Raw genomic sequence first — 24,254 nt, forward strand, 5'->3', positions numbered from 1 at the left:
ATGACCATCGCCGCCCTGATGTTTCCTGCGCTGTTCGTGCTTGTGCTGACAGGCATTCCGATCGCGTTTTCGCTGGCGATCGTTTCGGCCGCCGCAGGAATCGCCAAATTCGGGCCCAATGCGTTTGCCCAGCTTTACGGCGCGTTCTATTCGGCCTCGACCAATTTCATTCTTGCCGCCATTCCGATGTTCGTCCTGATGGGCGCCATCCTCGAGCGCTCCGGCATAGCCGAGCGGCTGTTCAAGGTAATGCAGATCTGGATGTCCCGGCTGCCCGGCGGCCTGGCCGTCGCGACGATTGCCATGGGCGCGGTGTTCGCCGCAGCCGCCGGCGTGGTCGGCGCGGTCGAAGTGATGATCGGGATGATGGCCATTCCGGCCATGCAGCGCGGCGGCTACCGCAACAGCCAGATTGCCGGGACGATCTGTGCGGGCGGTTCGCTCGGCACCATGATCCCGCCGTCGGTGATCGCGGTGATGTATGCGTCGCTGGCGCAGATGTCGGTCGGCGAACTGCTTGCGGGCATGATGTTGCCGGGCCTGCTGATGGTCGGCCTGTTCATCATCTACCTGATCATCCAGGGGGTGCTGGCCCCGCCGCAGCCGAAGGGCGATGTCGCCGAGCCCGAGATTGCGCTCAGCGAGAAACTGCGCATCACCGTCACTTCGCTGCTGCCGATCTGTGCGTTGATCTTTGCCGTGCTGGGCTCACTTCTGGCGGGCATTGCCTCGCCGACCGAGGCTGCCTCTGTCGGCGCGGTCGGGGCGACGCTGCTGAGCATCTTCTACGGACGCTTCAACCTGGCCATGCTGTTCGATTCACTCAAAATCACGGTGCGGATCTCGGCGATGATCCTGCTGATCGTTGCTGCCGGGACCATGTTCATGGGCACCTTTGCCGCCAATGGCGGCTCGCGGATGATCCGGTCCTTTATCGAGGCCGCCGGATTTGGCGATGCGGGGATGATCGTCTTCTTCCTGCTGATCGTGCTGCTGCTGGGCTTCGTTCTCGACTGGACAGCCAATGTGCTGATCGCGGTGCCGCTGTTCACGCCGTTCATCCGGTCTTCGGGCATCGATCCGGTCTGGTTCGGGACGATGATGATCATCGTCATCCAGACCAGCTACCTGACGCCGCCGATGGCATCGTCGATCTTCTACCTGAAATCGATCGCACCTGCCGACATGACTTACGGCCAGATGTGCCGTGGCGTGGTGCCTTTCATCCTGTTGCAGATTGCAACCCTGCTTGCGGTTGCTCTTTTCCCGCCCCTGTCGACCTGGCTTCCGTCCCAGATCGTGGGTTTCTGATACCGGTTCATTGACATCAAAGGATACATACGATGGACAACTCAATCTTTACCGGCTGCATGCCGGCCCTCATGACACCCTGCAAACCCGACCGTACGCCGGATTTTGATGCGCTGGTGCGCAAAGGCCAGGAACTGATCGCCGCCGGCATGTCGGCCGTGGTCTATTGTGGCTCGATGGGCGACTGGCCGCTGTTGAGTGACGGGCAGCGCATGGAAGGCGTTGCCCGTCTCGTGGCTGCCGGCATTCCGACCGTGGTCGGGACCGGTGCAATCAACACGGCCTCGGCGGTCGCGCATGCGGCGCATGCCGCAAAGGTCGGCGCGCAGGGACTGATGGTGATTCCGCGGGTGCTGTCGCGCGGGACTTCGGTCAACGCCCAGTCGGCACATTTCAAGGCGATCCTGTCGGCTGCCCCGGATCTGCCGGCGGTGATCTACAACAGCCCCTATTACGGCTTCGCCACCCGCGCCGATCTGTTCTTCGCACTGCGCAAGGACCATCCGAACCTGATCGGCTTCAAGGAATTCGGCGGCGCCGCGGACCTGCGTTATGCGGCGGAGTACATCACCTCGGCGGATGACAGCGTCACCCTGATGGTTGGTGTCGACACCAATGTCTATCACGGCTTCGTCAATTGCGGCGCCACCGGTGCGATCACCGGCATCGGCAACGCGCTGCCGCGCGAAGTGCTGCAGCTGATGGACCTGTGCAAGAAGGCTGCGGCCGGCGATGCCAAGGCACGGGTGCAGGCCAAGGAACTGGAAGAGGCGCTCGGCGTGCTTTCCTCGTTTGACGAGGGCGCGGACCTGGTTCTCTACTACAAGTACCTGATGGTGCTGAACGGCGATGCCGAATACACGCTGCACTTCAACGAAACCGATGCGCTGACGGATTCGCAGCGGCAGTATGTCGAAAACCAGTATCAGCTGTTCAAGAGCTGGTACGCGAACTGGAGCGCCTGATCCTCTCTGCCGTTGATCAGTGCTGATGAAATCCAAACCGCCGGATGCGCAAGCTGATCCGGCGGTTTGTTTGTGTCTGCGCTTGCGTTGACTGGCGGTTCCGGCAAAGCTGGATGCTGCTGCCCCGGACCGGCGCCGGTGCGGAAAACCGATGTGATGTCCGAGAGCTGCCAATGCCGCATTTTGCCGCCAACCTGTCGATGATGTTCACCGAACGGGATTTTCCCGACCGCTTTCAGGCCGCGGCCGATGCGGGCTTCGATGCGGTCGAGTTCCTGTTTCCCTATGATTACCGGGCCGAAGACGTGGCGGAATGGTGCCGGGCGGCGGGGGTTGAGCAGGTGCTCTTCAACCTGTCGCCGGGCAATTGGGACGCGGGCGACCGGGGGCTGGCGGCTTTGCCCCGGCGAAAGGCCGAATTTGAGCAGTCGGTCCGGACCGCGCTCGATTATGCCGGGATCATCGGGACGCCACGGCTGCACATGATGGCCGGGATTGCCGATCCGGCGGACCCGGCTTGCCAGGCAAGCTACAAGGACGCGCTTGCCTTTGCTGCCGATGCGGCGGGGGAGAGAGGGATCTGCCTGCTGATCGAGCCGATCAACAGGCGGGACATGCCGGGCTATTTCCTCGACGATTTTGATCGCGCCGCCGAGCTGGTCGACAGTCTTGGCCATCCAAACCTCAAGCTGCAGTTCGATATCTATCACCGGCAGATCCTGCATGGCGACGTGTTGACGGGCCTCAAGTCACTGATGCCGCTGATCGGGCATGTCCAGACGGCCTCGGTGCCTGGCCGCAACGAGCCGGGGTCCGGAGAGCTTGACGATTTTCGGATATTCAGGGCTTTGGACGCGCTCGGGTATGAAGGTTATGTCGGTTGCGAATACAGGCCCAGAGCCGGCACGCTGGAGGGGCTGGGCTGGCTGCAGGGACTGCGCAGCGAGTAGGTCATCCGGCCTGCCGGTCGGCGTGCCGCATCAGGCCGGAAAAGACCAGGGGCATGACCACGAACACGGGCAGCGCCAGATAGATCGCCGAAAAACCGGTGTGCTCGGCGACAAAGCCGATCAGCGAGGGCGCGAACAGAATGCCGGAATAGCCCATGAAGGTGACCACGGAGATCGCCAGTCCCTGCGGCAGGCCGGGCAGGTTGCCAGCCGCCGAGAAGGCGATCGGCACGGTGTTGGCGAACCCGAGGCCGGCAACCGCGAAGCCCGCGATCGCCAGTTCCGGCGTTTGCGCCAGTCCTGCCGTGGTCAGGCCGATCATGGCCAGAATGGCCGATACCCTGAATGTTCTGACCGCGCCGAACCTGTCCCTGACCAGATCGCCGAGAAACCGCATCAACGCCATGGCGGCGGAGAAGGCGCCGAAAGCGAGACCGGACAGCGCCGGATCGGCACCGAGTTCCTCACGCAGATACAGGGCGCCCCAATCGAGAATGGCGCCTTCGGGCGTCATCATGATCAGGCAGATGAATCCGGTCAGCCAGACAGCTGCGCCTGCGGTGAGCAGACCGGGCCGCGGGATGCTTGCGGCGGACTGGTCCGGCTCGGGGCTTTGCCTGTGCGGCGGATCGGCCAGTATTCTCGGCCATGATATTGCGACGATGATGCCGGTCAGGACGGAAGCGACAACGGCGTGCACATGAACGCCGTAGAGTGCGATCAGCACACCGCCGAGACCGGCACCGGCCACGCCGCCGAGGCTCCAGAAACCGTGGCAGGACGACATGATGGCCCGGCCCTGGCGCTTTTCCACCTCCACTGCATTGGCATTCATGGCCACATCCATGCCGCCGATCAGCGCGCCAATCAGAAACAGCGCAATTGCCGCGGTCCAGACCGATGGTGCGACAGTGACGAACATCAGACAGGGGATGGTCGATGCCGCGACGACGCGCATCACCGTGCGGGAGCCGTTCTTTGAAATCAGCGCTCCGACGGCGGGCATGGCACAGAGCGAGCCGATGCCGAAGCACATGATCATCAGCCCGAGTTCGCTTTCGTCCAGCTCCAGGCGGGTGGCGAATTCGGGAATCTTGGGCGCCCAGCTGCCAACCACGAAACCGTTGGCGAGAAACATCAGCGAAACGGCCAGCCGCTGCGGAGACAGCAACGGTGGTGCGACAGGACTGGAGATCGACATTCAGGACTCCGGCTTAAATCGATTGAAAGTCAGGTAATCTGGTTTTGCCCTGAGGTAAATCCGTCCTCTGGTAACACTTGCAGTGACGATGTGACACATCGTGAATTGGAGATTGCGCGAGAAAAAGATGCCGTTTTGGCGGGCGCCGTGATATTGCCGGGCAACTATGTGCCGAGAGCAGCGACAATTGCCCGGCAGGCGAGGAAACAATTCTAGGAGAAATACGAATGGTGACAGGATCAGCGCGGGAGTGGGTGCGCCGTCTGCAACCCTACAGGTTGCCAAGCGATGGGCGCAGCGCGTTCGAGACGGCGCTGACCTTCGGACTGCTGGTGTCGTTCTGGGCGTTGATGTGGTTCGCACTGTCCTACAGCATCATTCTGGCGCTCGCGCTTTCGGTTCCGGCAGCGCTGCTGATGGTCCGTCTGTTCATCATCCAGCATGACTGCGGTCATGGATCGATGTTTACCACAGCCAAATGGAATGACCGGGTGGGCCGGGTTCTCGGGGTGATCACACTGACACCCTACGATTACTGGCGGCGGTCGCATGCGATCCATCATGCCGGATCGGGCAATCTGGAGCGGCGCGGCATCGGCGACATCGATACGCTGACGGTCGAGGAATATCTGGCCCTGTCAGGCGTCGGCCGCTGGAAGTACCGGCTTTACCGGCATCCGCTGGTCATGTTCGGTCTTGGACCGGCCTTCATCTTCATGCTGCAGCACCGCCTGCCGGTGACGGCGCTGAAGGACGGGATCATGTCTTGGAAGAGCGTGATGGCGACCAATCTGGCGATCCTGGTGATGTGGGTTGCGCTGGGCATGCTGGTCGGATTCAAGGCATTTCTGATCATCCACCTGCCGATCATGCTGATCGGTGCCTCGATCGGGGTCTGGATGTTCTATGTGCAGCACCAGTTCGACCCGACCCACTGGGACCATGCTCCGGAGTGGGAGCGGGAATATGCGGCGCTGCATGGCAGTTCGTTCTATGACCTGCCCAAGCCGCTGATGTGGGCGACCGGCAATATCGGCATTCACCATGTTCACCATCTCTCCAGCCGGATTCCGTTTTACCGGTTGCCGCAGGTCCTCAAGGACTTTCCGGAGCTGGGCCAGATCGGCCGGCTGACGTTCTGGCAGAGTCTGCGCTGTGTTCCGCTGGCGCTGTGGGACGAAGAACGGCGTCGGCTGGTGCCGTTCCGTTCGGTGCGTGGCCGGGTTGCCGGGGCGGCCGCGGCTGCCTGATGGACCTTGCGATTGCAGGACAAGAACATGCAGGCGGGCCGGGTTTTCCGGCCTGCTTTATCGCTGATCACGCTTTTGCTTGTGTTGGCGCAAAAAACAGTGTAGAACTGTTCTATCGATTTTTGGACCGGACGACTTGGTCGCTCACCGCCTGAGGCGGAGACACGCTCAACACTTCACTTAAACTCGATGACGAACGCCTGCGCCGAGCGCTTTGAAGAGCGCTTGCGCCGGAAATTATATTCATGGACATAAAGGACTCCCCCCATGAAAACCGGTACAGTTAAATTCTACAACGACCAAAAGGGCTTCGGCTTCATCGCACCTGACGACGGCAGCAAGGACGTTTTCGTCCATGCAACTGCACTTGAGCGTGCTGGCATGCGCGGTCTGGCCGAAGGCCAGAAGGTGTCTTTCGACACTGCTGAAGACCGCCGCACAGGCAAGACTGCAGTTTCGACCATCGAAGCTGCCTGAAAAGCCACTTCAGAGGTCGGCTGGCTAGACTGGTCACTCTGAATTGAATTCGCCCGGGAACTTTCGGTTCCCGGGCGTTTTTCGTTTTGTGCCCGGGAATTTCAGTCTCACTTGCGGTCGTGGGATATTGCAGGCGGCGCGGCGAGCCGGATCCGGCTGGCGCCTTTATGTCGCAGGGCCACAACGAAAAAAGCCGGCCCGCGAGGACCGGCTTTCAAGCCATCAAAGCTTTGAGAAAGCTTATGCGCTTTCCTTCGGCGTCAGAACCTGGCGGCCGCGATACATGCCGGTCTTCAGGTCGATGTGATGCGGGCGGCGCAGTTCGCCGGAATTCTTGTCCTCGACATAGGTCGGGGCCTTGAGAGCGTCAGCGGAACGGCGCATGCCGCGCTTGGACGGTGTAGTTTTTCGCTTCGGAACAGCCATAATAAACTCCTATTGAGCGTACAGGCATGTCCAACGGTCGACCCAAGGGCCGAAACTGACACATGCCGATTTCGGAAATTTGCCGGGCTTATACATGGCATTTGCAGGTTTGACCAGCGGTAGACGCGTTTTTTTGACTCTAGGTCGCCTGAACCGTCCGTGCGGTTTGCCAGCACCGCCTCAGGCTTCGTCCTCATCCACTGTCCATGGTTCGGCCCGGCCGGCCGCTTCCCACTCGCGCCAGGCCGGCAAGGCTTTCATCCTGGCCATATAGTCACTCACGGCCGTGCCGGTTTCGAAGGCGTAGACGTCAAGCCGATTGACGACCGGGGCGAACATGGCGTCGGCAATGGAGAAGCCACCGAACAGGAACGGGCCGCCGCTGCTTTCCAGGCAGCCGCTCCAGAGCTGCTGGATGCGGGCGACATCGGCCAGAATGGCGGGCGAGGTTTCAACCGGCTTGCGCTCGCGCCGCATGTTCATCGGGCAGGCCGAGCGCAGGGCCGGAAATGACGAGATCATTTCGGAGCTCATCGCCATCGCCCTGGAACGGTCTGCCGGGTTGGTAGGCCAGAGACCGGCTTCAGGGTGCTTGCGGGCGACATGATCGAGGATTGCCAGAGATTCCCAGATGGTTACATCGCCATCGACGAGAACCGGAACCTTGCCGGTCGGGGAAAAGGCCCTGAAAGCGGGATTGCCGCCGGCCATGTCGAACGGCACCAGCTTCTCCTCGAAGGCGATGCCGGCGGTGCGCATGCCGATCCAGGGCCTGAAGGACCAGGACGAGTAGTTCTTGTTGCCAATGTAAAGGACCGGGGCGGTCATGTCGGACACCTCATGCTGATGAATGATCGATACCTGGCATGGGTGGACTGGCCGGAAAAGCCAATTCCGTTGAACTCAGTCATAAAGACATTTGATGTAGGCGCCCGACTGCCGGGCCCGCTTCTCGATGACGCCTGCCAGCCGCACCATGCCGCGCGAGGGATTGGCGGCGTTGCGCTTGACCGGGTTGGGCAGGGTGACAGCCAGCAGGGCGGACTGACGCGCCGAGAGCTTTGCTGCGGGGACGCCGAAATAGGCCTGGGCCGCGGCCTCGATGCCATAGATGCCCGGGGCCCATTCGGCGATATTGAGATAGATCTCCATCAACCGCCGCTTGGACCAGAGCAGATCCATCCACATCGCCAGCGGGATCTCCAGCGCCTTGCGCAACACCGAGCGGGTGGACGGCAGGAACAGGTTCTTTGCCGTCTGCATCGGAATGGTGCTGGCGCCGCGGGTGGCTTCGCCATCCAGCGCATCGTCGATCACCAGGTTGAGCGCCTGCCAGTCAATGCCGGAATGGGCGCAGTACTGTCCGTCTTCGGACATCATGACCGATTGCACGAGAACCGGGGCAATGGCATCGAAGTCGACCCATTGCCGCTCGTAGGCCCGGCCGTTCAGGGTTTCGCCAAGCATCAGGGTGGAGACGGGGTGAACCTGGGGCAGCTTGTAGACCGGGATCAGCAGATAGGGCAGCAGCAGCACCAGGATGATGATGCCCAGGCACCATGTCAGCAGCCGGCGCAGCAGCGAACGGCGTGGCGGTTTGCCTGCTTTTTGCTGTGACCTCGTGGTCTGGCTGGTTTTCTGCTTGGCCACCTGGCTTATCCTGGATGATCGATGCCGCCGCCGGCGGTCCTGATATGGGTGCATAACGATCTTGTCGGCGCAAGGCCAGACCGGCGAGGTGATGTCAGCGGCATGAGCGGCGAAAAACCGGTGGCAGAGAAAGCTTCAAACAAACCGTTGCTGCCTGCGGCGCGGCATGGCAAGAGACCGAAATGAACAGGGATATGACAGACAATTTCGCCGCACGGCTTGAAACGACGGCGCAAGAGGTGGCGGCGGCGCTGGAAGCGCTGCTGTCAGAGACCGTGCTCGACGGTGAAATCGCCCGGCCCGGTTACCTGCTGGCGGCGATGCGGCACGGCGTTCTCAACGGCGGCAAGCGGCTGCGGCCGTTTCTGGTTGTGGAGACAGCCCGGCTTCTGGGAGCACCGGAACTGGCGGCAAGACGGGTCGCGGCGGCGCTGGAGTGCATTCATTGCTATTCACTCATTCACGATGACCTGCCTTCGATGGATGATGATGATCTCAGGCGCGGCCAGCCGACGGTGCACGTTGCCTTTGACGAGGCAACTGCAATCCTGGCCGGCGACGCGCTTTTGACGCTGGCATTCGACATCCTGTCCTCGCCTGAAACGGATCTGCCGGCTGACGCCAAATTGCGGCTGGTCAACCAGCTTGCACGGGCGTCCGGCATCGGCGGCATGGTCGGCGGCCAGTCGCTCGATCTGGATGCGGAGCGGGTGGCGCCGGATGAGGCGGGCATCGTGAAGCTGCAGGCGATGAAGACCGGGGCGCTGCTGCGTTATGCCTGTGCCGCGGGCGCGATTGCGGCGGGCGCTGATGACCAGGTGCTGGCGCGGATGACCAGGTTCGGGGAAATCATCGGCCTTGCGTTTCAGCTTGCGGATGACCTGCTGGACGTGACTTCCGATGCGGCGACACTGGGGAAGGCCGCGGGCAAGGATGCCGGGCGGGGCAAGGGGACGCTGGTGTCGCTGCACGGTGTTGCCGCCGCGCGGCAGCGGCTGGATGGCTTGGTCGAAGAAGCGGCAGAACTGCTTGAGCCATTTGGCGGCAAGGCCGAGACATTGCGGCAGGCAGCCGGTTTTATCGCCAGCCGGGAACACTGATCCCAACGGCCATTTTCCCTCCTGGGATGGAAAAGATGTGCTGTCTGTAGGTTTTTAATTAACGATCTCACGGCATTATCCTGACAAACGGATGCTGCCAGAAACATGACTGAAAAAAGCAAAATTCAGGATGAAACCGCTTTTGCGCGAAGATCGGTTATCTCACTCAGGATTGGCTATATTGTTTCCCTGATGGCGATTGCCGTCATCTGCACGTTCTTTTTTTTCGAGCAGCGCGAACGCAACCGGATGATCCAGCAGATCGGTGCGGTTTCGACGGATTTTGCGGAAGTTGATCATGCCCTGCGGGCGATCGCTGACCGCAGCAAGCGGCTTGCACAGACCTATGTCGACTACCAGGCTTTCGTGGATTCCAGGCTTGATGGCGCAACCCTGGCCGAGAAACGCACGATCCGCGAGAGCCTGCGGGTGGATCCGGATATTGTTTCGGCATTGTCCAGCCTGCGATTCCGGTTCGAGAGAGCGCGCTGGAAAATCAAGCATCTCAATGACAAGTGGAATGAGCTGCCCGCCGACCTGACACACAGGATCCAGGCGCAATCCCGGTACATGAACAATGACGATCCGTTCCTCAACCACCGGCAGATGCTTGGGGCCGAACGGCTGGACGCGGCGCGGACGAAAAAGGACATGTACTGGGCGGGGCGCGAAATCAGCGCCATGTTCGAAGAGGTGATCCAGCCGTCAGACCTCTTTGTGCAGGAACAGTTCCGCGACTATCTTGCCCAGCAGTCACTGGCGCAGGGTGCGCTGCTGCAGAGATATCTGCTGGCAACCATCGGCGTGCTGGTGGTGCTTGGACTGGGTGTCTTCATTCCCATCGACATCATCATCCGCCAGATGATCAAGCGGCTGCAGAACAAGACCCGCGAGATCGACGCGGCGCTGACAAAGGCCAAGATGGGGGATCGGGCCAAATCCGAATTCCTGGCGACGATGAGCCACGAGATCCGCACGCCGATGAACGGTGTGCTTGGAATGGCCGAGCTTCTCACACGTACCGAGCTTGATACGCGGCAGCGCACCTTTACCGATGTCATTCTCAAGTCCGGCAATGCGCTGCTTGAAATCATCAACGACATTCTCGATTTTTCCAAGATCGACGCCGGTCAGCTGACGCTCAGCCCGAAACCCTTCAACCTGGTGGACACAACCGAAGACGTGGCAACGCTGATGTCGTCGCGCGTGGTTGAAAAGGACATCGAGCTGGTTGTCCGCATCGCGCCGGGTCTGCCGGACAAGCTGATCGGCGATCCCGGACGGATCAGGCAGATTCTGACCAACCTGGTGGGCAATGCGGTCAAGTTCACCGAGCATGGCCACGTGATGGTGGAGATCAACTGGGATCGGGTCGAGCCGGTCGATGGTGTGGACCGGCTGGCGATCTCGATTGCCGTGCGTGACACCGGGATCGGCATACCGGCAGACAAGCAAGCGACGATTTTCGAGAAATTCAGCCAGGTCGACGGGTCCTCGACCCGCAAGCATGAAGGCACCGGGCTTGGCCTGGCGATCGCCACCCGGCTGGTGGAGATGATGGGCGGCAAGATCGAGCTCGAGAGCGAGGTCGGGGTTGGCTCGACCTTCAGCTTCACCGTCGAGATGGATGTGGATGCGCAAAGCAGCGCGGCCACCGAAGCGCCGTCGGACCTGCTGCCCGGCCGCCGGGTTCTGGTGGTCGATGACAACGCCATCAACCGGATGATCCTGACCGAGCAGATCCGCGGCTGGGGCTTTGACTGCGTGGCGGTGGAAGGCGGGGAGATTGGCCTGGACCTGTTGCGCCATGCGCGCTCGCAGCTCGGCATCGGCATCGACCTGGTGGTGCTGGATTTCCAGATGCCCGGCATGTCCGGCGCCGAGGTTGCCCAGGCGATCCGCTCCGATCCCCAGATTGCCGATACGCCGATCCTGGTGCTGTCCTCGGTCGACCAGGCTGACCAGCTCGAAGCGCTCAACCATCTCGACATCTTTGCCCAGCTGACCAAGCCGGTCCGCACCGCGCAGTTGCGCAAGACCGTGGAAATGGCGTTGCGCTCCTGCAAGCCCAGCCATGAAGCTCCCAGGCCGGCGGCCGTGGCGATGCCGGAACCGGCTACGCCGCAGGCACCCGTGCCCGAGGCGCCTGTTGGCGAGGTCAAGCCGGCAAGCGCCGAGCGGAGCGAACCGCTGGTGCTGGTGGCGGAGGACAATCCGATCAACCAGATCGTCTTCCAGCAGACGCTGGACGGGCTGGGGTTGACGCACAGTCTCGCCGTCAACGGGCGCGAGGCAGTCAGGATGTGGGGCGAACTCCGGCCGACGATCGTGCTGATGGATGTGTCGATGCCCGAAATGAACGGGCTGGAGGCCACCCAGGCAATCCGCGATATCGAGAACGATCAGGGGCTTGTCCCGACGCCGATCATTGCCGTCACCGCGCATTCGCTGAAGGGCGATGAAGACCGCTGTCTTGCGGCCGGAATGGATGATTATCTCTCCAAGCCGATATCGCCGGAAAAACTCGGCGCGATGATCGACCGCTGGATCCCGAACAACCAGAGCAGGTCACGAGCGGGCTGAGTGCTACCCGCCCGGCAATTCCCGGCCGGTTGCAAACGGACGGGTCAGCCTGACTGGCCGAAGCGCTTTTCGATGTAATCGGCGACCATGGCCTGGAAATCTTCCGCGATGTTGGGGCCGCGCAGGGTTGCAGCCTTCTTGCCATCGATGAAGATCGGTGCGGCAGGGCTTTCGCCGGTTCCCGGCAACGAGATACCGATATCGGCATGCTTGGATTCGCCGGGACCGTTGACGATGCAGCCCATGACCGCGACCTGCAGGCCTTCGACGCCAGGATACTTGTCGCGCCACAGCGGCATGTTGCGCCTCAAGTCGTCCTCGATGGTTCGGGCAAGCTGCTGGAACACGGTCGAGGTGGTGCGGCCGCAACCGGGGCAGGCGGCGACCACGGGCACAAATTGCCTGAAGCCCATGACCTGCAGCAATTCCTGGGCGACGATGACCTCGCGTGTGCGGTCTCCGCCCGGTTCCGGGGTCAGGGAGACGCGGATGGTGTCGCCGATGCCCGCCTGCAACACGATGCCCATGGCCGCTGACGAGGCAACGATGCCTTTGGAGCCCATGCCGGCCTCGGTCAGTCCCAGGTGCAGGGCATGGTCGGAGCGGCGTGCCAGTTCGGAGTAGACCGCGATCAGGTCCTGGACCTGGCTGACCTTGGCCGACAGGATGATGCGGTTGCGCTCGAGCCCGGTTTCCTCGGCCAGTGCGGCCGAATGCAGCGCCGACTGGATGATGGCTTCGCGGGTGACGTCACGGGCCGAGAGCGGCGAGCCGTTTTCGGCGTTTTCATCCATCAGGCGGGTCAGCAGAACCTGGTCGAGCGAGCCCCAGTTGACGCCGATGCGCACCGGCTTGGAATGGCGGATCGCCATTTCGATGATCTCGATGAACTGCCGGTCCTTCTTGTCCTTGAAGCCAACATTGCCCGGGTTGATCCGGTATTTGGCCAGCGCCTCGGCGCAGGCGGGATGATTGGCCAGCAGCGTGTGGCCGATATAGTGGAAGTCGCCGACCAGCGGCACATCGAGGCCGAGCCGCTCGAGGCGCTCGCGGATCTTCGGAACCGCGGCAGCGCTTTCGTCGCGGTCGACGGTGATGCGGACAATCTCCGAACCGGCCTTGTGAAGGGCTGCAACCTGGGCAACGGTGGCGTCAATATCGGCGGTGTCGGTGTTGGTCATGGACTGCACCACGACAGGCGCGCCACCGCCCACGATCACGCCGCCGACATCGACTGCGACACTGCCCCGGCGGGGTTGCGGGGCAACAAAGGGGGAAATGGTCATGCTTGCCTCGGTTGCTGTCTGGGAAGGCGGAGAGCCTCCGGTGTGTCCGCTTCCTAAAACGGGCTGCCGCGAAATGGAAGCTGTTTGATGGCATTGGTCGATCTTCGCGAGAGCCTGGTGCCGGATTTCCCCGGCTTGCATGCTCAGCCGGGCGCCGCGTCCGGGTTGAGCTTCCAGACCGAGCGATTGAGCGTTGCCGCGGTTGCGACCCAGGCCGCGTAGGGCAGGAACAGCAGGGCGGCTGCCTGCGAGACCGGAGCCGCGACTAGAATGAAGCCAATAATCGTGATGAGCAGCAGGCTGACATCGACAAAGGCCAGATCCATGCGTTTCCGGCCGAAGAACAGCCACGACCAGGCCGCATTGAACACCAGCTGGGCGAGCCACAGCATCATTGCGATCCCCATGCCTTCGGCCTGCCAGACCAGCCAGCCGGCAAGGCCGATGGCGATGTAGAGAATGCTCCAGACCAGCGGGAAGGCCCAGTTCGGCGGGGTCCAGGACGGCCGCCGCAAGCCGCGGTACCATTCGCCCGGCTTGAACAGGGCGCCGCTTGATGCGGTCGCAAGAACCAGTAGGGCGATGATGATGGCAGACATTGTGAACTCCGGGTTCCGGCCGCAACGTTCACCAGAACAGGCAAGATCGGGATCGCGGCCTTGCGGTGATAGGTAGTGGCGCTTTACCTGATTACCAGACTGCCCTTTACCGGACTGGCCGGCGTTGCCTCTTTCGGGCCGGCGCCTGTGCAATCCGGTTTGTTGATCAGGATCATTGAAGAAACAGGCCAGGTTGGGCACAATCGCGACTTGGTACGAGGGGAATGAGGGAGGACATCATGCCCAACACGACAGAGGGATTGACGAGAGCCAATCCGGCTGGTGCGCCGCCTATAAGGGAGCTGTCCCTCGGTGATGTGCGTGCGAGCCTGAAAGACGGGTGGGATGACTACAAGGCGTACCCCGGCTACGGCCTGTTCTTCGGGGCAATCTACATGCTTGGCGGGCTGCTGATCCTGGCGTTTCTGACCCGCATCGGATCGCCCTGGATGATCATTCCGCTGGCGATCGGGTTTCCGCTGCTTGGACCGTTCGTTGCAGTGGGGCTTTACGAAGTCAGCCGCCGGCGCAGCATGGGCGAGCCGATCACGGCCAAGGGCGTTCTGGCGCAGGTGTTCTACCAGCGCGAACGGCAGCTTGGCTGGATGGCCTTCGTGGTGATGTTCATTTTCTGGATTTGGGTCTACCAGGTGCGGCTGCTGCTGGCGCTGTTCCTGGGGTTCAAGTCGTTTTCCAGCTGGGACCGGTTTGTCGACATCGTGTTGTCGACCCCCGAAGGCTGGGGCTTTCTGGGCGTCGGCACCCTTGTCGGCGCATTCCTGGCGACGGTGCTGTTTTCGACGACGGTGATCGCGCTGCCGATGCTTGCCGAGCGGGAAGTGGATTTCGTCACGGCCATGATTACCAGCGTCGCGGCGGTGGTGAAAAACCCGGTGCCGATGCTTGGTTTCGGTGTTGTCGTTGGCGTGAGCACGCTGCTGGCGCTGTTGCCGGTCTTTGCCGGGCTGCTGCTGGTCCTGCCGGTGATGGGGCACGCGGCATGGCATCTCTACCGCCGGGCAACATCGCCGGGCTGAGACAGGGTCAGGTGCAGGAGAGCTGGCGGATGATGGGCTGGCAGAGATCCGGATTGCCGCCGCAGCAATCTTCAAGCAGGAAGCCGAGCAGGCCGCTGATGCCCGAGTGATCGGCATGGTAGCGGACATTGCGCCCGTCGCGTTCGCGCCGCACCAGCCCTGCCTTGAGCAGAATGCCGAGATTGGTCGACATGGTGTTCTGGCGAACGTTCAGGCGTTCACCGATCTCGCCGGAAGTCATGCCTTCCGGACCGGCCGATACCAGCAGCCGGAACACGGCAAGCCGGGTTTCCTGACTGAGGGCCGAGAAGGCGTCCAATGCGGTTTGCTGGTCCATATCCGATGGGTATTGGAAGCTGCGGATTTGTGCAAGCTTGCTCTAAGACCTCCAACCGGGCGATGGTCGGTTCTCCGAGCCGGGATGTTCACATCAGCGGCCCGGCAGGTTGTTCCAGTGAATGTCCTCGAGCGCCTGCATGCGGGCGCGGGCGCTGTCGGACTGGGCGCGGGAAACACGGTCGATCAGCGCTTCCGCCAATGCCATCAGGGTGACGCTCGAATCCCAAGTGCGATCGGCGTCGACCACGCAGGGCAGAACCACACGTGCCGAGCGGGCAATCGGTGACAGCCAGGGATCGGTGATCAACAGGATGCGGGCCTTGCGTTCGACCAGCAGTTCTCCGAGCCGAACCAGATCGGACTGATAGCGGCGGATATCAAACAGGACCGCGACATCGCCGGAGCGGACATCGAGAAGCTGGTCACGCCAGGTTGATGTCTGGCCGTCGAAATGCCTGACATTGGGCCGGATGATCCTGAGGTGCGCGGCCATGTAGGCGGCAATGGTGTCGGTGAACCTGCCGCCCAGAAAATGGCAGGTGGACTTGGGGTCGGACAGCAATTCACAGGCCGCCTCGAATTCGCTCTCGGGCACCGCCTTCAAGGTGGCGTCGAGATTGGCGGTGATCCTGGCGAAGCTGGCCTTGAGCGCCGGGTTGTCCGTGTCCGGCCCGGTGCTGCGGGCGCGTTCAAGCGGAGACATCAGTTGGGCCTGGACGTCGCTGCGCAGGACGCGCTGGAATTCGGGGTAGGAGTCAAACCCGAGCCGGGCGACAAAACGCAAGACCGTCGGGGCGCTGGTGCCGGCAAGGGCTGCAAGCTCGGCAATCGTCGACAGTCCGATACTGGGATAATTGGCGAGAAACGCGTGGGCGATCTTTTTCTCGGCGCCCGGCAGGGTTCCGAGTGCTGCCTGAACCTGTTCGCGTATGGCCATGTGGGTCCCGTTCCGGTGTGTCACCAAGATGTAACAAAAATTACAGGATTGACAACGGGAGGGCAATCCTAATCAATGTTACGAGAGTGAAGAATGCCGTGACGGCTGCCGGGGGCCCGTAACCAGAATGCGCGACGATATGCTGATCGACCCATCGGAAGGGCCTGCCTTTGCCGTCCTGCGTCCCGGCGGAACGAGCGATGTGGTGCTGATCTGCGAGCATGCCTCAAAGACCATGCCGAAAGCTCTGGAAACCATGGGGCTCGACGAGGCGGTGCTGGAAAGCCACATCGCCTGGGACATCGGCGCGCAAAGCGTGGCGGAGCTGTTGTCCGAACGTCTCGACGCAACGCTGGTCTCACAGCGGTTTTCACGGCTGGCTTACGATTGCAACCGTCCGCCGGAATCATCCGGGGCCTATCCCGAGCGCAGCGAAATCTTCGATGTTCCCGGCAACATCGGGCTCAGCGCCAGCGACAAGGCGCGCCGTGCCGACGCGCTCTACCATCCGTTTCACCAGGCAATCGACGCGCTGATCGACGAGCGGCTGGCCAAGGGCCGCAACGTGGTGCTGGTGACCGTTCATTCGTTCACGCCGGTCTATTTCGGCAAACTGCGTGACGGGCACCTGGGTATCTTGCATGATGAAGATCGCAGGCTGGCCGATGCCATGCTCGATGCAGCCGCATCGGCAAAGCTCGAACTGGTCCGGCGGAACTATCCCTACGGCCCGGAGGACGGGGTGACCCACACACTCAAACGGCATGGATTGACCCGGCAAATTGCCAACGTCATGCTCGAGATCCGCAATGATCTCGTTTCCGATGAAGCCGGCCAGCGCCAATGGGCCGGATCGATCGCGGATCTGCTTGAGACGTCGCTGGAGAAGCTGAAAACAGAAGGGGGACGTCTTCATGCGTGAGTGTTCCAGTCCGGCGGATGGACGTGTTGCGGCCGTCTGCCCCGGAGTCCCGAAACCATGAAGTTCATCGAGAGCTATATCCGCACGGTCGACGCCTTCAACAGGCGGGTCGGGCGGTTTGCAATGTACCTGATCTTCGCGCTGATGGGCGTGCTGTTCTGGTCGTCGGTAACCAAATATGCCGGTGCGCCGGCACTGTGGACGCTCGAATTCGCGCAGTTCATCATGGTCGGCTACTACCTGCTCGGCGGCGCCTACTCGATGCAGATGGGCGATCATGTGCGGATGGACCTGATTTACGGAACATGGTCGCCGCGCCGCAAGGCAGCGATCGATTCGATCACGGTGCTGTTCCTGATCTTCTATCTTTGCGTGCTGCTCTATGGTGGGATTTCGAGCACGACCTACGCCATCGAATATGGCGAGCGGGCACATTCGGTCTGGCGGCCCTACATGTGGCCGGTCAAGCTGGTCGGCGTCATCGGCATTTCGCTGATGCTGCTGCAGACCATTGCCGAACTCTTCCGTGACATTCTTTTCCTGCGCGGCGTCAGCGTAAACCATGCAAGTGAGGCGGGCCTTTGAGCTACGAACTTATCGCCCTGTTCATGTTCGCCTCGATGATGGCGCTGCTCCTGACCGGGCAGCGCGTGTTCGGTGTCATCGGTGCCGTAGCGGTGATTGCCGCCCTGCCGCTGTGGGGCACGGGTGGCGTCGAGATCGCGTTCACGCAATCGATCAAGCTGATGAAATGGTATCCGCTGCTGACGCTGCCGATGTTCATTTTCATGGGCTACATGCTGTCGGAAAGCCGCATCGCCGATGATCTCTACCGGATGTTCCACGTCTGGTTCGGCCCGGTTCCGGGCGGTCTCGCCATCGGCACGATCTTCCTGATGGTGGTGATTTCGGCGATGAACGGGCTGTCGGTGGCCGGTATGGCGATCGGCGCCACCATCGCGCTGCCGGAACTGCTCCGGCGCAATTACGACAAGGTGATGATTACCGGGGTGATCCAGGGCGGGTCATCGCTCGGCATCCTGATTCCGCCTTCCGTGGTGCTGGTGCTGTACGGCATGATCGCCCGGCAGCCGGTCAGCCAGCTGTGGCTTGCCGGTGTGTTTCCGGGCCTGCTGATGGCCGGATTGTTCATCCTCTACATCGCCATTCGCTGCCAGCTGCAGCCGCATCTCGGGCCACCGCTTCCCAAGGAAGAGCGTGACGCGATCACTTGGAAAGAGCGGATCGGCCTGCTCCGCGCCGGCTTCCTGCCATTCATGATCTTCTTCCTGATGAACGGGCTGTTCCTGATGGGCTACACCAGCCTTGTCGAAAGCTCGGCGGTGGGTGCGCTGGCTTCGATGGCGGCGGCCTTCATCAAGGGCCGGCTGAACCGCGAGGTGATGGAAAATGTCATGCGCAAGACGCTTGGCATCTCCTGCATGTTCATGTGGATCATCCTGGCGGCGCTGTGTTTCGGTGCGGTGTTCGATGGTCTTGGCGCGGTACGTGCCATCGAGAACTTCTTCCTCGGCCAGCTTGGCCTGGAGCCATGGCACGTGCTGATCCTGATGCAGCTGAGCTTCCTGCTGATGGGCACGTTCCTCGATGACACGGCGATGCTGGTGATCGTGGCGCCGCTCTACGTGCCGCTGGTCAAGATCCTCGGTTTCGACCTTGTCTGGTACGGCGTGCTCTACACCATCACCTGCCAGATCGCTTACATGACGCCGCCGTTCGGCTATAATCTGTTCCTGATGCGCGCCATGGCGCCGCCCGAAATCAAGCTGCGCCATATCTACCAGTCCGTCATTCCCTTCGTCGCGGTCATGCTGCTCACATTGGTGATCGTGATGATGTTCCCGGAACTGGCATTGTGGCTGCCGGAGCAATTCCGCGGCAAACTCCAGGGCTGACGTGAGCAAATCCGAAGAAGACGAAACCATAAAGGAGAACAGCATGAGCAATATCAAGAGGCGTCAATTTCTCACCAAGGCCGGCGTTGCCGCCGGTGCCGCAGCCGGTACAGCGCTTGCCGCTCCGCCGGTGCTTGCACAGGAACCGATCCGCTGGCGCATGCAGACCTATGCCGGCGCAACGCTCGGCCAGTTCGTTACCCAGCCTTTCGTCGATGCCTTCAACAAGGCAGCCAATGGCGAGATGGTGATCGAGCTGTTCTTTGCCGACCAGATCGTGCCGACCGGCGAATTGTTCCGCGCCATGCAGGCCGGCACCATCGATGCTGTTCATTCGGATGACGATTCGATGGCGTCGCCGGTGGAAGTGGGCCTGTTCGGCGGTTACTTCCCGTTCGCAACCCGCTCGATTCTCGATGTGCCGGTGCTGTTCCAGCAGTACGGCCTCGCCGACATCTGGCGTGATGCCTATGCCGGAACCGGCGTTGTCTGGCTCTCGGCCGCCGGCCAGGATCCGTGCAACTTCAACACCAAGAAGGAAATCAAGAGCGTTGCCGATCTCGATGGCCTGAAACTCTACACCTTCCCGACAGCCGGTCGCTTCCTGACCCAGTTCGGTGTGGTGCCGGTGTCGATTCCTTACGAAGATGCCGAAGTGGCGGTGCAGACCGGCGAACTCGACGGCATGTCCTGGTCGGGGATCACCGAGGACTACACTGTCGGCTGGGCCGACGTGACCGACTATTTCCTGACCAACAACATCTCCGGCGCCTGGATCGGTTCCTGGTTTGCCAACGAGAAGAAGTGGAACGAGCTTCCCGAGCACCTCAAGGCGCTCTACATGTCCTGCATGGAAGCCAGCCACACCTTCCGCAACCAGTGGTACTGGGGCGGCGAAGCCAAGCTGCGCGCCACGGGCGACAAGCTGCAGCTCCGCTCCGTGCCGGGGGCCGAATGGAAGCAGGTCGAGGATGCCGCGGTGAAGTTCTGGGACGAAGTGGCCGAGGAGAGCGAAACCAAGGCCAAGGTCATCTCGGTGTTCAAGGAATACAACAAGGTCATCAACAATGCAGGTTTCCCTTACGGTGAACTCTGAGCGATACCACTTCTGAGATCTCCGCCTCCCGGCTTGCTTCGGGGGGCGGTTTGCCGCTACAGCGCCTCACAAAATCCAAGCCCTCCGGGGCTGCTTACCAGGATCAGATCACATGGCCGGAAACCTTACCTTTGACGAGTTGAAATCTGCTGCCAAGTCCGGCGACATCGACACCGTGCTGGTGTGCTGCGTCGACATGCAGGGACGGTTGATGGGCAAGCGTTTCCATGTCCAGAACTTCATCGATTCGAGCCATGAGGAAACCCATTGCTGCAATTACATGCTGGCAACGGACATCGAGATGGCAACGCCGGATGGCTATGCGACCACCAGCTGGCAGGCCGGTTACGGCGACTACGTGATGAAGCCCGATCTTTCGACCATGCGCCGGGTGCCCTGGCTGGAAGGTACGGCGATGGTGCTGTGCGATCTTCTCGATCACCACACTCACGAGCCGGTGCCGCAGTCGCCGCGACAGATCCTGAAGGTGCAGATCGCCCGGCTCAAGGAGCTGGGCTTTGAGGCGATGATGGCGACCGAGCTGGAATTTTTCCTGTTCGAGCAGAGCTTCCGCGATCTGGCCCGCTCGGGCTATCGCGATCTGACGCCGATCAGCGCCTACAACGAGGATTACCACATCCTGCAGACCACCAAGGAAGAGAGCATCATGCGCCCGGTGCGCAATCATCTCTTCGCCGCCGGTATTCCGATCGAGAACTCCAAGGGCGAGGCCGAGACCGGCCAGGAAGAACTCAACATCCGCTATGCCGCAGCGCTCGACTGCGCCGATCACCACACCATCGCCAAGCACGCGGTCAAGGAGATCGCCTGGGCCAACGGCCGGTCGGTGACGTTCCTGCCGAAGTGGCACCCGCAGAAGGTCGGCTCGTCCTCGCATGTCCACATGTCGCTGTGGCAGGGCAAGATCCCGGCTTTCCGCGATGAAAACGGCGAGCATGGCATGTCTGACCTGATGCGCCACTTCATGGCAGGTTTGATCGAGTATGCGTCGGACTACACCTGGTTCCTGGCGCCTTATGTCAACAGCTACAAGCGCTTCATGAAGGGCACCTTCGCGCCGACCCGCACGGTCTGGTCGGTCGACAACCGTACCGCCGGTTTCCGCCTGTGCGGCGAGGGAACCAAGGCCGTCCGTGTGGAATGCCGCATCGGCGGATCGGACATGAACCCCTACCTGGCCCAGGCAGCGCTGCTGGCTGCCGGGATCAAGGGGATCGAACAGAAGCTGGCACTGGCTCCGCCGACGGGCGGGGACATCTATGAAAACGCAGAAGCCAGGCACATTCCCTCGACGCTGCGGGCTTCCACCGAAACCTTGCGCAATTCCAAGATGCTGCGTGAAGCAATGGGGGATGCAGTGATTGATCACTATGTCCGCTGCGCCGAATGGGAGCAGGAAGAATTCGACAAGGCCGTCACCGACTGGGAAATCGCCCGCGGTTTCGAGCGCGCCTGACGAAAACAAGACACCAATACGAGTGATGGTCGGCGCTGCAGGACACTGACGGGCCGCCAGATGGAGACCAAGCAATGAGCAGTTTGAAACTGATATCGCCGGTTGACGGGTCGGTCTATGCCGAGCGTTCGGTGATGGGCGTCGACGATGCGGCAGCGGCTGTCGCCCGGTCGCGCAAGGCGCAGAAGGACTGGGCCCGGCGGCCGCTGGAAGAGCGCATCGCGCTGGTGAGGGCCGGTGTAGCGCGGCTCAACGAAATGAGCGACGAGGTGGTGCCGGAACTGGCATGGATGATGGGCCGGCCAATCCGCTATGGCGGCGAGTTCGGTGGTCTCAACGAGCGCGCCAACTACATGGCCGACATTGCAGTACGGGCGCTGGCGCCGATCGAGATCGAGAACTCGGCCCAGTTCGATCGCCACATCGACCGCGTGCCGCATGGCGTCGTTTTCGTGGTGGCGCCGTGGAATTACCCCTACATGACCGCCATCAACACGGTCGCCCCGGCACTGATCGCCGGCAACACCGTGGTGCTCAAGCATGCCACACAGACGCTGCTGGTTGGCGAACGCATGGTCCGCGCCTTCAGCGAGGCCGGGTTGCCGGAAGACGTGTTCATCAACCTGTTCCTCGACCACCAGGGAACGGAAAAGCTGATCGCGGCGGGAAGCTTCGATTTCATCAACTTCACCGGTTCGGTCGGCGGCGGCAAGGCAATCGAGCGGGCTGCGGCAGGCACCTTCACCGGTCTCGGGCTGGAGCTTGGCGGCAAGGATCCCGGCTACGTGATGGAAGACGCCGATCTCGACTGGGCGGTCGATACGCTGATGGACGGGGCGATGTTCAATGCCGGGCAATGCTGCTGCGGCATCGAACGGCTTTATGTCGCCCGGCCGCTGTATGACGCCTTCGTCGAGAAGGCCGCGGCCTGGGTCACGTCGGGTCTCAAGCTTGGCAATCCGCTGGAGCAGGAGACCACGATCGGGCCGATGGCCAATGTGCGCTTCGCCAGGGAAGTCCGGGCACAGACCGCGGAAGCCATTGCCAGCGGCGCGCGTGGCCTGATCGATCCGAATCTGTTTCCTGCCGATGATGGCGGCGCCTACCTGATGCCGCAGATCCTTGTCGACGTGACCCATGACATGCGGGTGATGCGTGACGAGAGCTTCGGTCCGGTGGTCGGCATCATGCCGGTCGACAGTGACGAGCATGCACTTGCGCTGATGAACGACAGCCAGTTCGGCCTGACTGCGTCGCTGTGGACCAATGATGCCGAACGCGCCCAGCGCATCGGTGCCGAAATCGAGACCGGCACCGTCTTCATGAACCGTGCCGATTATCTCGATCCTGCGCTGTGCTGGACCGGCTGCAAGGCCACAGGCCGTGGCGGCTCGCTGTCGGAGATCGGTTTTCACAACCTCACCCGTCCCAAATCCTACCATCTGAGAAAGAAATCCGCATGAGCCTGCGCGCCAACTGGTCTTATCCCACCGCAATCCGTTTTGGAGCCGGCCGCATTTCGGAGCTCGCCGAAGCCTGCGCCGCGGCGGGCATGAAAAAACCGCTCCTGGTCACCGACCGGGGGCTTGCCTCGCTGCCGATCACGGCCAATGCACTCGACCTTCTGGATGCCGCAGGCCTTGGCCGTGCGGTGTTCGCCGAAGTTGACCCGAATCCGAACGAGAAGAACCTCGAAGCCGGTGTTGCCGTGTTCAAGGCCGGCGGCCATGATGGCGTGATCGCCTTTGGCGGCGGCTCCGGTCTCGACCTGGGCAAGCTGATCGCCTTTCAGGCCGGTCAAACTCGTCCGGTCTGGGATTTCGAGGACATCGGCGACTGGTGGACCCGCGCCAATGGTGATGCCATCGCCCCGATCATCGCGGTGCCGACGACAGCGGGTACCGGGTCGGAAGTCGGCCGCGCAGGCGTGCTGACCAACTCGGTTACCCACGTCAAGAAGATCATCTTCCATCCCAAACTTCTGCCTGCGGTGACGATCTGCGATCCGGAACTGACAGTGGGCATGCCGAAGATCATCACGGTCGGCACCGGCATGGATGCATTCGCGCATTGCCTGGAAGCCTATTCCTCGCCGTTCTACCACCCGATGAGCCAGGGCATCGCGCTCGAAGGCATGCGGCTGGTCAAGGAAAACCTGCCGCTGGTTGTGGCCGACGGTTCGAACATCGATGCCCGTGCGGAAATGATGAGTGCGGCGGCGATGGGCGCGGTTGCGTTCCAGAAGGGCCTCGGCGCCATCCATGCGCTGTCGCATCCGATCGGCGCGGTCTACAACACGCACCATGGCATGACCAATGCGGTGGTGATGCCGCCGGTGCTGAAGATGAACCGTCCGGCCATCGAGGATCGGATCGCGCGGGCCGCGGCCTATATGGGCATTGATGGCGGCTTCGACGGATTTTACGATTACGTGCTGAAGCTGCGTTCTGATCTTGGCGTGCCTGACAAGCTGGCAGCGCTCGGCGTCGGTCGCGACCGGATCGATGAAATGACCGCCATGGCGCTGGAAGATCCCAGTGCCGGCGGCAATCCGGTGAAGCTGACCAGCGAGAACACCAGGGCGTTGTTCGAAGCCTGCATCTGATCTACTGCCGCTTCTTGTCCGGTCTTGTCCGGACCAAACCGGTCCGCGCTTTCTTGCGCGGGCCGGTTTTCGTTTGCGGTTTGCGCCGGGTATTCTATCTCGTGGGGAGATTGCAAAGAAATTCTGG

23 protein-coding genes are annotated in these 24,254 nt (G+C 61.8%); 15 read left to right on the forward strand and 8 right to left on the reverse strand.

Annotated features, from left to right (window positions below):
* From WNY80_RS05825 to otnI, 3 genes are all read left to right on the forward strand, one after another.
* Entirely contained in the window at positions 1–1,311 is a 1,311-nt protein-coding gene (locus WNY80_RS05825) for a TRAP transporter large permease subunit (protein WP_342886421.1), read from the forward strand.
* 32 nt (positions 1,312–1,343) lie between these two features.
* On the forward strand, positions 1,344–2,276 hold the full coding sequence (locus WNY80_RS05830) for a dihydrodipicolinate synthase family protein (protein WP_342886422.1): 933 nt from the start codon (positions 1,344–1,346) through the stop codon (positions 2,274–2,276).
* 173 nt (positions 2,277–2,449) lie between these two features.
* Positions 2,450–3,226, forward strand: a complete 777-nt coding sequence (gene otnI / locus WNY80_RS05835; RefSeq protein WP_342886423.1) for a 2-oxo-tetronate isomerase — start codon at positions 2,450–2,452, stop codon at positions 3,224–3,226.
* A 1-nt stretch (position 3,227) separates the two neighbouring features.
* Here the strand turns inward: otnI and WNY80_RS05840 are convergent, their stop codons facing one another.
* Entirely contained in the window at positions 3,228–4,427 is a 1,200-nt protein-coding gene (locus WNY80_RS05840) for an MFS transporter (protein WP_342886424.1), read from the reverse strand.
* Between the two features lie 227 nt (positions 4,428–4,654).
* On the opposite strand from WNY80_RS05840, the gene WNY80_RS05845 reads away from it, so the two are divergent.
* Both WNY80_RS05845 and WNY80_RS05850 read left to right on the forward strand, forming a co-directional pair.
* Positions 4,655–5,677 carry a fatty acid desaturase gene (locus WNY80_RS05845; protein ID WP_342886425.1) on the forward strand — a complete coding sequence of 341 codons (1,023 nt, stop codon included), beginning with the start codon at positions 4,655–4,657 and terminating at the stop codon, positions 5,675–5,677.
* A 267-nt stretch (positions 5,678–5,944) separates the two neighbouring features.
* Positions 5,945–6,154 carry a cold-shock protein gene (locus WNY80_RS05850; protein WP_152011254.1) on the forward strand — a complete coding sequence of 70 codons (210 nt, stop codon included), beginning with the start codon at positions 5,945–5,947 and terminating at the stop codon, positions 6,152–6,154.
* 240 nt (positions 6,155–6,394) lie between these two features.
* Here the strand turns inward: WNY80_RS05850 and rpmF are convergent, their stop codons facing one another.
* The 3 genes from rpmF to WNY80_RS05865 form a co-directional block, all read right to left on the reverse strand.
* Positions 6,395–6,580, reverse strand: a complete 186-nt coding sequence (gene rpmF / locus WNY80_RS05855) for a 50S ribosomal protein L32 (RefSeq protein WP_097106820.1) — start codon at positions 6,578–6,580, stop codon at positions 6,395–6,397.
* 180 nt (positions 6,581–6,760) lie between these two features.
* Complete coding sequence (locus tag WNY80_RS05860) at positions 6,761–7,408, reverse strand: glutathione S-transferase family protein (protein ID WP_342886426.1); 648 nt, start codon at positions 7,406–7,408, stop codon at positions 6,761–6,763.
* A gap of 75 nt (positions 7,409–7,483) precedes the next feature.
* Positions 7,484–8,161: a transglycosylase domain-containing protein gene (locus WNY80_RS05865; RefSeq protein WP_342886928.1), complete on the reverse strand. Its 678-nt coding sequence runs from the start codon at positions 8,159–8,161 to the stop codon at positions 7,484–7,486.
* Positions 8,162–8,412: 251 nt separating this feature from the next.
* Between WNY80_RS05865 and WNY80_RS05870 the strand changes: the two genes are divergently transcribed.
* Both WNY80_RS05870 and WNY80_RS05875 read left to right on the forward strand, forming a co-directional pair.
* A complete protein-coding gene (locus WNY80_RS05870; RefSeq protein ID WP_342886427.1) occupies positions 8,413–9,330 on the forward strand; it encodes a polyprenyl synthetase family protein in 918 nt (305 codons plus the stop codon).
* A 105-nt stretch (positions 9,331–9,435) separates the two neighbouring features.
* The gene (locus tag WNY80_RS05875; protein WP_342886428.1) at positions 9,436–11,913 is read left to right on the forward strand and encodes a response regulator; all 2,478 of its coding nucleotides are present in this window, start codon (positions 9,436–9,438) and stop codon (positions 11,911–11,913) included.
* Positions 11,914–11,957: 44 nt separating this feature from the next.
* Here the strand turns inward: WNY80_RS05875 and ispG are convergent, their stop codons facing one another.
* Positions 11,958–13,199: a flavodoxin-dependent (E)-4-hydroxy-3-methylbut-2-enyl-diphosphate synthase gene (gene ispG / locus WNY80_RS05880; protein ID WP_342886429.1), complete on the reverse strand. Its 1,242-nt coding sequence runs from the start codon at positions 13,197–13,199 to the stop codon at positions 11,958–11,960.
* A 143-nt stretch (positions 13,200–13,342) separates the two neighbouring features.
* Positions 13,343–13,798 carry a TspO/MBR family protein gene (locus WNY80_RS05885; RefSeq protein ID WP_342886430.1) on the reverse strand — a complete coding sequence of 152 codons (456 nt, stop codon included), beginning with the start codon at positions 13,796–13,798 and terminating at the stop codon, positions 13,343–13,345.
* Between the two features lie 239 nt (positions 13,799–14,037).
* Here WNY80_RS05885 and WNY80_RS05890 point away from each other — a divergent pair, with 239 nt between their 5' ends.
* Positions 14,038–14,835, forward strand: a complete 798-nt coding sequence (locus WNY80_RS05890; protein WP_342886431.1) for a DUF2189 domain-containing protein — start codon at positions 14,038–14,040, stop codon at positions 14,833–14,835.
* A 7-nt stretch (positions 14,836–14,842) separates the two neighbouring features.
* On the opposite strand, the gene WNY80_RS05895 is transcribed toward WNY80_RS05890, so the two are convergent.
* On the reverse strand, positions 14,843–15,172 hold the full coding sequence (locus tag WNY80_RS05895) for a helix-turn-helix domain-containing protein (protein ID WP_342886432.1): 330 nt from the start codon (positions 15,170–15,172) through the stop codon (positions 14,843–14,845).
* A gap of 93 nt (positions 15,173–15,265) precedes the next feature.
* Positions 15,266–16,111 carry a MurR/RpiR family transcriptional regulator gene (locus WNY80_RS05900; protein ID WP_342886433.1) on the reverse strand — a complete coding sequence of 282 codons (846 nt, stop codon included), beginning with the start codon at positions 16,109–16,111 and terminating at the stop codon, positions 15,266–15,268.
* A 127-nt stretch (positions 16,112–16,238) separates the two neighbouring features.
* Between WNY80_RS05900 and WNY80_RS05905 the strand changes: the two genes are divergently transcribed.
* The 7 genes from WNY80_RS05905 to WNY80_RS05935 all read left to right on the forward strand — a co-directional run bounded on the left by WNY80_RS05905 (position 16,239) and on the right by WNY80_RS05935 (position 24,127).
* Positions 16,239–17,033, forward strand: a complete 795-nt coding sequence (locus WNY80_RS05905; protein ID WP_342886434.1) for an N-formylglutamate amidohydrolase — start codon at positions 16,239–16,241, stop codon at positions 17,031–17,033.
* A gap of 57 nt (positions 17,034–17,090) precedes the next feature.
* Entirely contained in the window at positions 17,091–17,618 is a 528-nt protein-coding gene (locus tag WNY80_RS05910) for a TRAP transporter small permease subunit (RefSeq protein ID WP_342886435.1), read from the forward strand.
* The gene (locus tag WNY80_RS05915; RefSeq protein ID WP_342886436.1) at positions 17,615–18,949 is read left to right on the forward strand and encodes a TRAP transporter large permease subunit; all 1,335 of its coding nucleotides are present in this window, start codon (positions 17,615–17,617) and stop codon (positions 18,947–18,949) included. The genes WNY80_RS05910 and WNY80_RS05915 overlap by 4 nt, the downstream gene beginning before the upstream one ends.
* Before the next feature lie 43 nt (positions 18,950–18,992).
* Positions 18,993–20,045 (forward strand): TRAP transporter substrate-binding protein, encoded by a 1,053-nt coding sequence (locus tag WNY80_RS05920; RefSeq protein WP_342886437.1) that lies wholly within the window; start codon positions 18,993–18,995, stop codon positions 20,043–20,045.
* A 112-nt stretch (positions 20,046–20,157) separates the two neighbouring features.
* On the forward strand, positions 20,158–21,522 hold the full coding sequence (locus WNY80_RS05925) for a glutamine synthetase family protein (RefSeq protein ID WP_342886438.1): 1,365 nt from the start codon (positions 20,158–20,160) through the stop codon (positions 21,520–21,522).
* 74 nt (positions 21,523–21,596) lie between these two features.
* A complete protein-coding gene (locus tag WNY80_RS05930; RefSeq protein WP_342886439.1) occupies positions 21,597–22,985 on the forward strand; it encodes an aldehyde dehydrogenase family protein in 1,389 nt (462 codons plus the stop codon).
* The gene (locus WNY80_RS05935) at positions 22,982–24,127 is read left to right on the forward strand and encodes an iron-containing alcohol dehydrogenase (protein ID WP_342886440.1); all 1,146 of its coding nucleotides are present in this window, start codon (positions 22,982–22,984) and stop codon (positions 24,125–24,127) included. Before WNY80_RS05930 ends, WNY80_RS05935 begins: the two co-directional genes overlap by 4 nt.
* Positions 24,128–24,254: the final 127 nt, after the last annotated feature.

This window comes from Hoeflea sp. AS16 (assembly GCF_038900095.1).
Classification (GTDB): domain Bacteria; phylum Pseudomonadota; class Alphaproteobacteria; order Rhizobiales; family Rhizobiaceae; genus Hoeflea.

Excerpts from the sequence above, each read along its gene's own strand:
- otnI (WP_342886423.1), top strand. The coding sequence starts at position 2,450 with ATGCCGCATTTTGCCGCCAACCTGTCGATGATGTTCACCGAACGGGAT.
- WNY80_RS05830 (WP_342886422.1), top strand. The coding sequence starts at position 1,344 with ATGGACAACTCAATCTTTACCGGCTGCATGCCGGCCCTCATGACACCC.
- WNY80_RS05885 (WP_342886430.1), bottom strand. The coding sequence starts at position 13,798 with ATGTCTGCCATCATCATCGCCCTACTGGTTCTTGCGACCGCATCAAGC.
- WNY80_RS05840 (WP_342886424.1), bottom strand. The coding sequence starts at position 4,427 with ATGTCGATCTCCAGTCCTGTCGCACCACCGTTGCTGTCTCCGCAGCGG.
- WNY80_RS05890 (WP_342886431.1), top strand. The coding sequence starts at position 14,038 with ATGCCCAACACGACAGAGGGATTGACGAGAGCCAATCCGGCTGGTGCG.
- rpmF (WP_097106820.1), bottom strand. The coding sequence starts at position 6,580 with ATGGCTGTTCCGAAGCGAAAAACTACACCGTCCAAGCGCGGCATGCGC.
- WNY80_RS05850 (WP_152011254.1), top strand. The coding sequence starts at position 5,945 with ATGAAAACCGGTACAGTTAAATTCTACAACGACCAAAAGGGCTTCGGC.
- WNY80_RS05895 (WP_342886432.1), bottom strand. The coding sequence starts at position 15,172 with ATGGACCAGCAAACCGCATTGGACGCCTTCTCGGCCCTCAGTCAGGAA.
- WNY80_RS05900 (WP_342886433.1), bottom strand. The coding sequence starts at position 16,111 with ATGGCCATACGCGAACAGGTTCAGGCAGCACTCGGAACCCTGCCGGGC.
- WNY80_RS05920 (WP_342886437.1), top strand. The coding sequence starts at position 18,993 with ATGAGCAATATCAAGAGGCGTCAATTTCTCACCAAGGCCGGCGTTGCC.
- WNY80_RS05870 (WP_342886427.1), top strand. The coding sequence starts at position 8,413 with ATGAACAGGGATATGACAGACAATTTCGCCGCACGGCTTGAAACGACG.
- WNY80_RS05845 (WP_342886425.1), top strand. The coding sequence starts at position 4,655 with ATGGTGACAGGATCAGCGCGGGAGTGGGTGCGCCGTCTGCAACCCTAC.
- WNY80_RS05910 (WP_342886435.1), top strand. The coding sequence starts at position 17,091 with ATGAAGTTCATCGAGAGCTATATCCGCACGGTCGACGCCTTCAACAGG.
- WNY80_RS05875 (WP_342886428.1), top strand. The coding sequence starts at position 9,436 with ATGACTGAAAAAAGCAAAATTCAGGATGAAACCGCTTTTGCGCGAAGA.
- WNY80_RS05860 (WP_342886426.1), bottom strand. The coding sequence starts at position 7,408 with ATGACCGCCCCGGTCCTTTACATTGGCAACAAGAACTACTCGTCCTGG.
- WNY80_RS05930 (WP_342886439.1), top strand. The coding sequence starts at position 21,597 with ATGAGCAGTTTGAAACTGATATCGCCGGTTGACGGGTCGGTCTATGCC.
- WNY80_RS05935 (WP_342886440.1), top strand. The coding sequence starts at position 22,982 with ATGAGCCTGCGCGCCAACTGGTCTTATCCCACCGCAATCCGTTTTGGA.
- WNY80_RS05825 (WP_342886421.1), top strand. The coding sequence starts at position 1 with ATGACCATCGCCGCCCTGATGTTTCCTGCGCTGTTCGTGCTTGTGCTG.
- ispG (WP_342886429.1), bottom strand. The coding sequence starts at position 13,199 with ATGACCATTTCCCCCTTTGTTGCCCCGCAACCCCGCCGGGGCAGTGTC.
- WNY80_RS05905 (WP_342886434.1), top strand. The coding sequence starts at position 16,239 with ATGCGCGACGATATGCTGATCGACCCATCGGAAGGGCCTGCCTTTGCC.
- WNY80_RS05925 (WP_342886438.1), top strand. The coding sequence starts at position 20,158 with ATGGCCGGAAACCTTACCTTTGACGAGTTGAAATCTGCTGCCAAGTCC.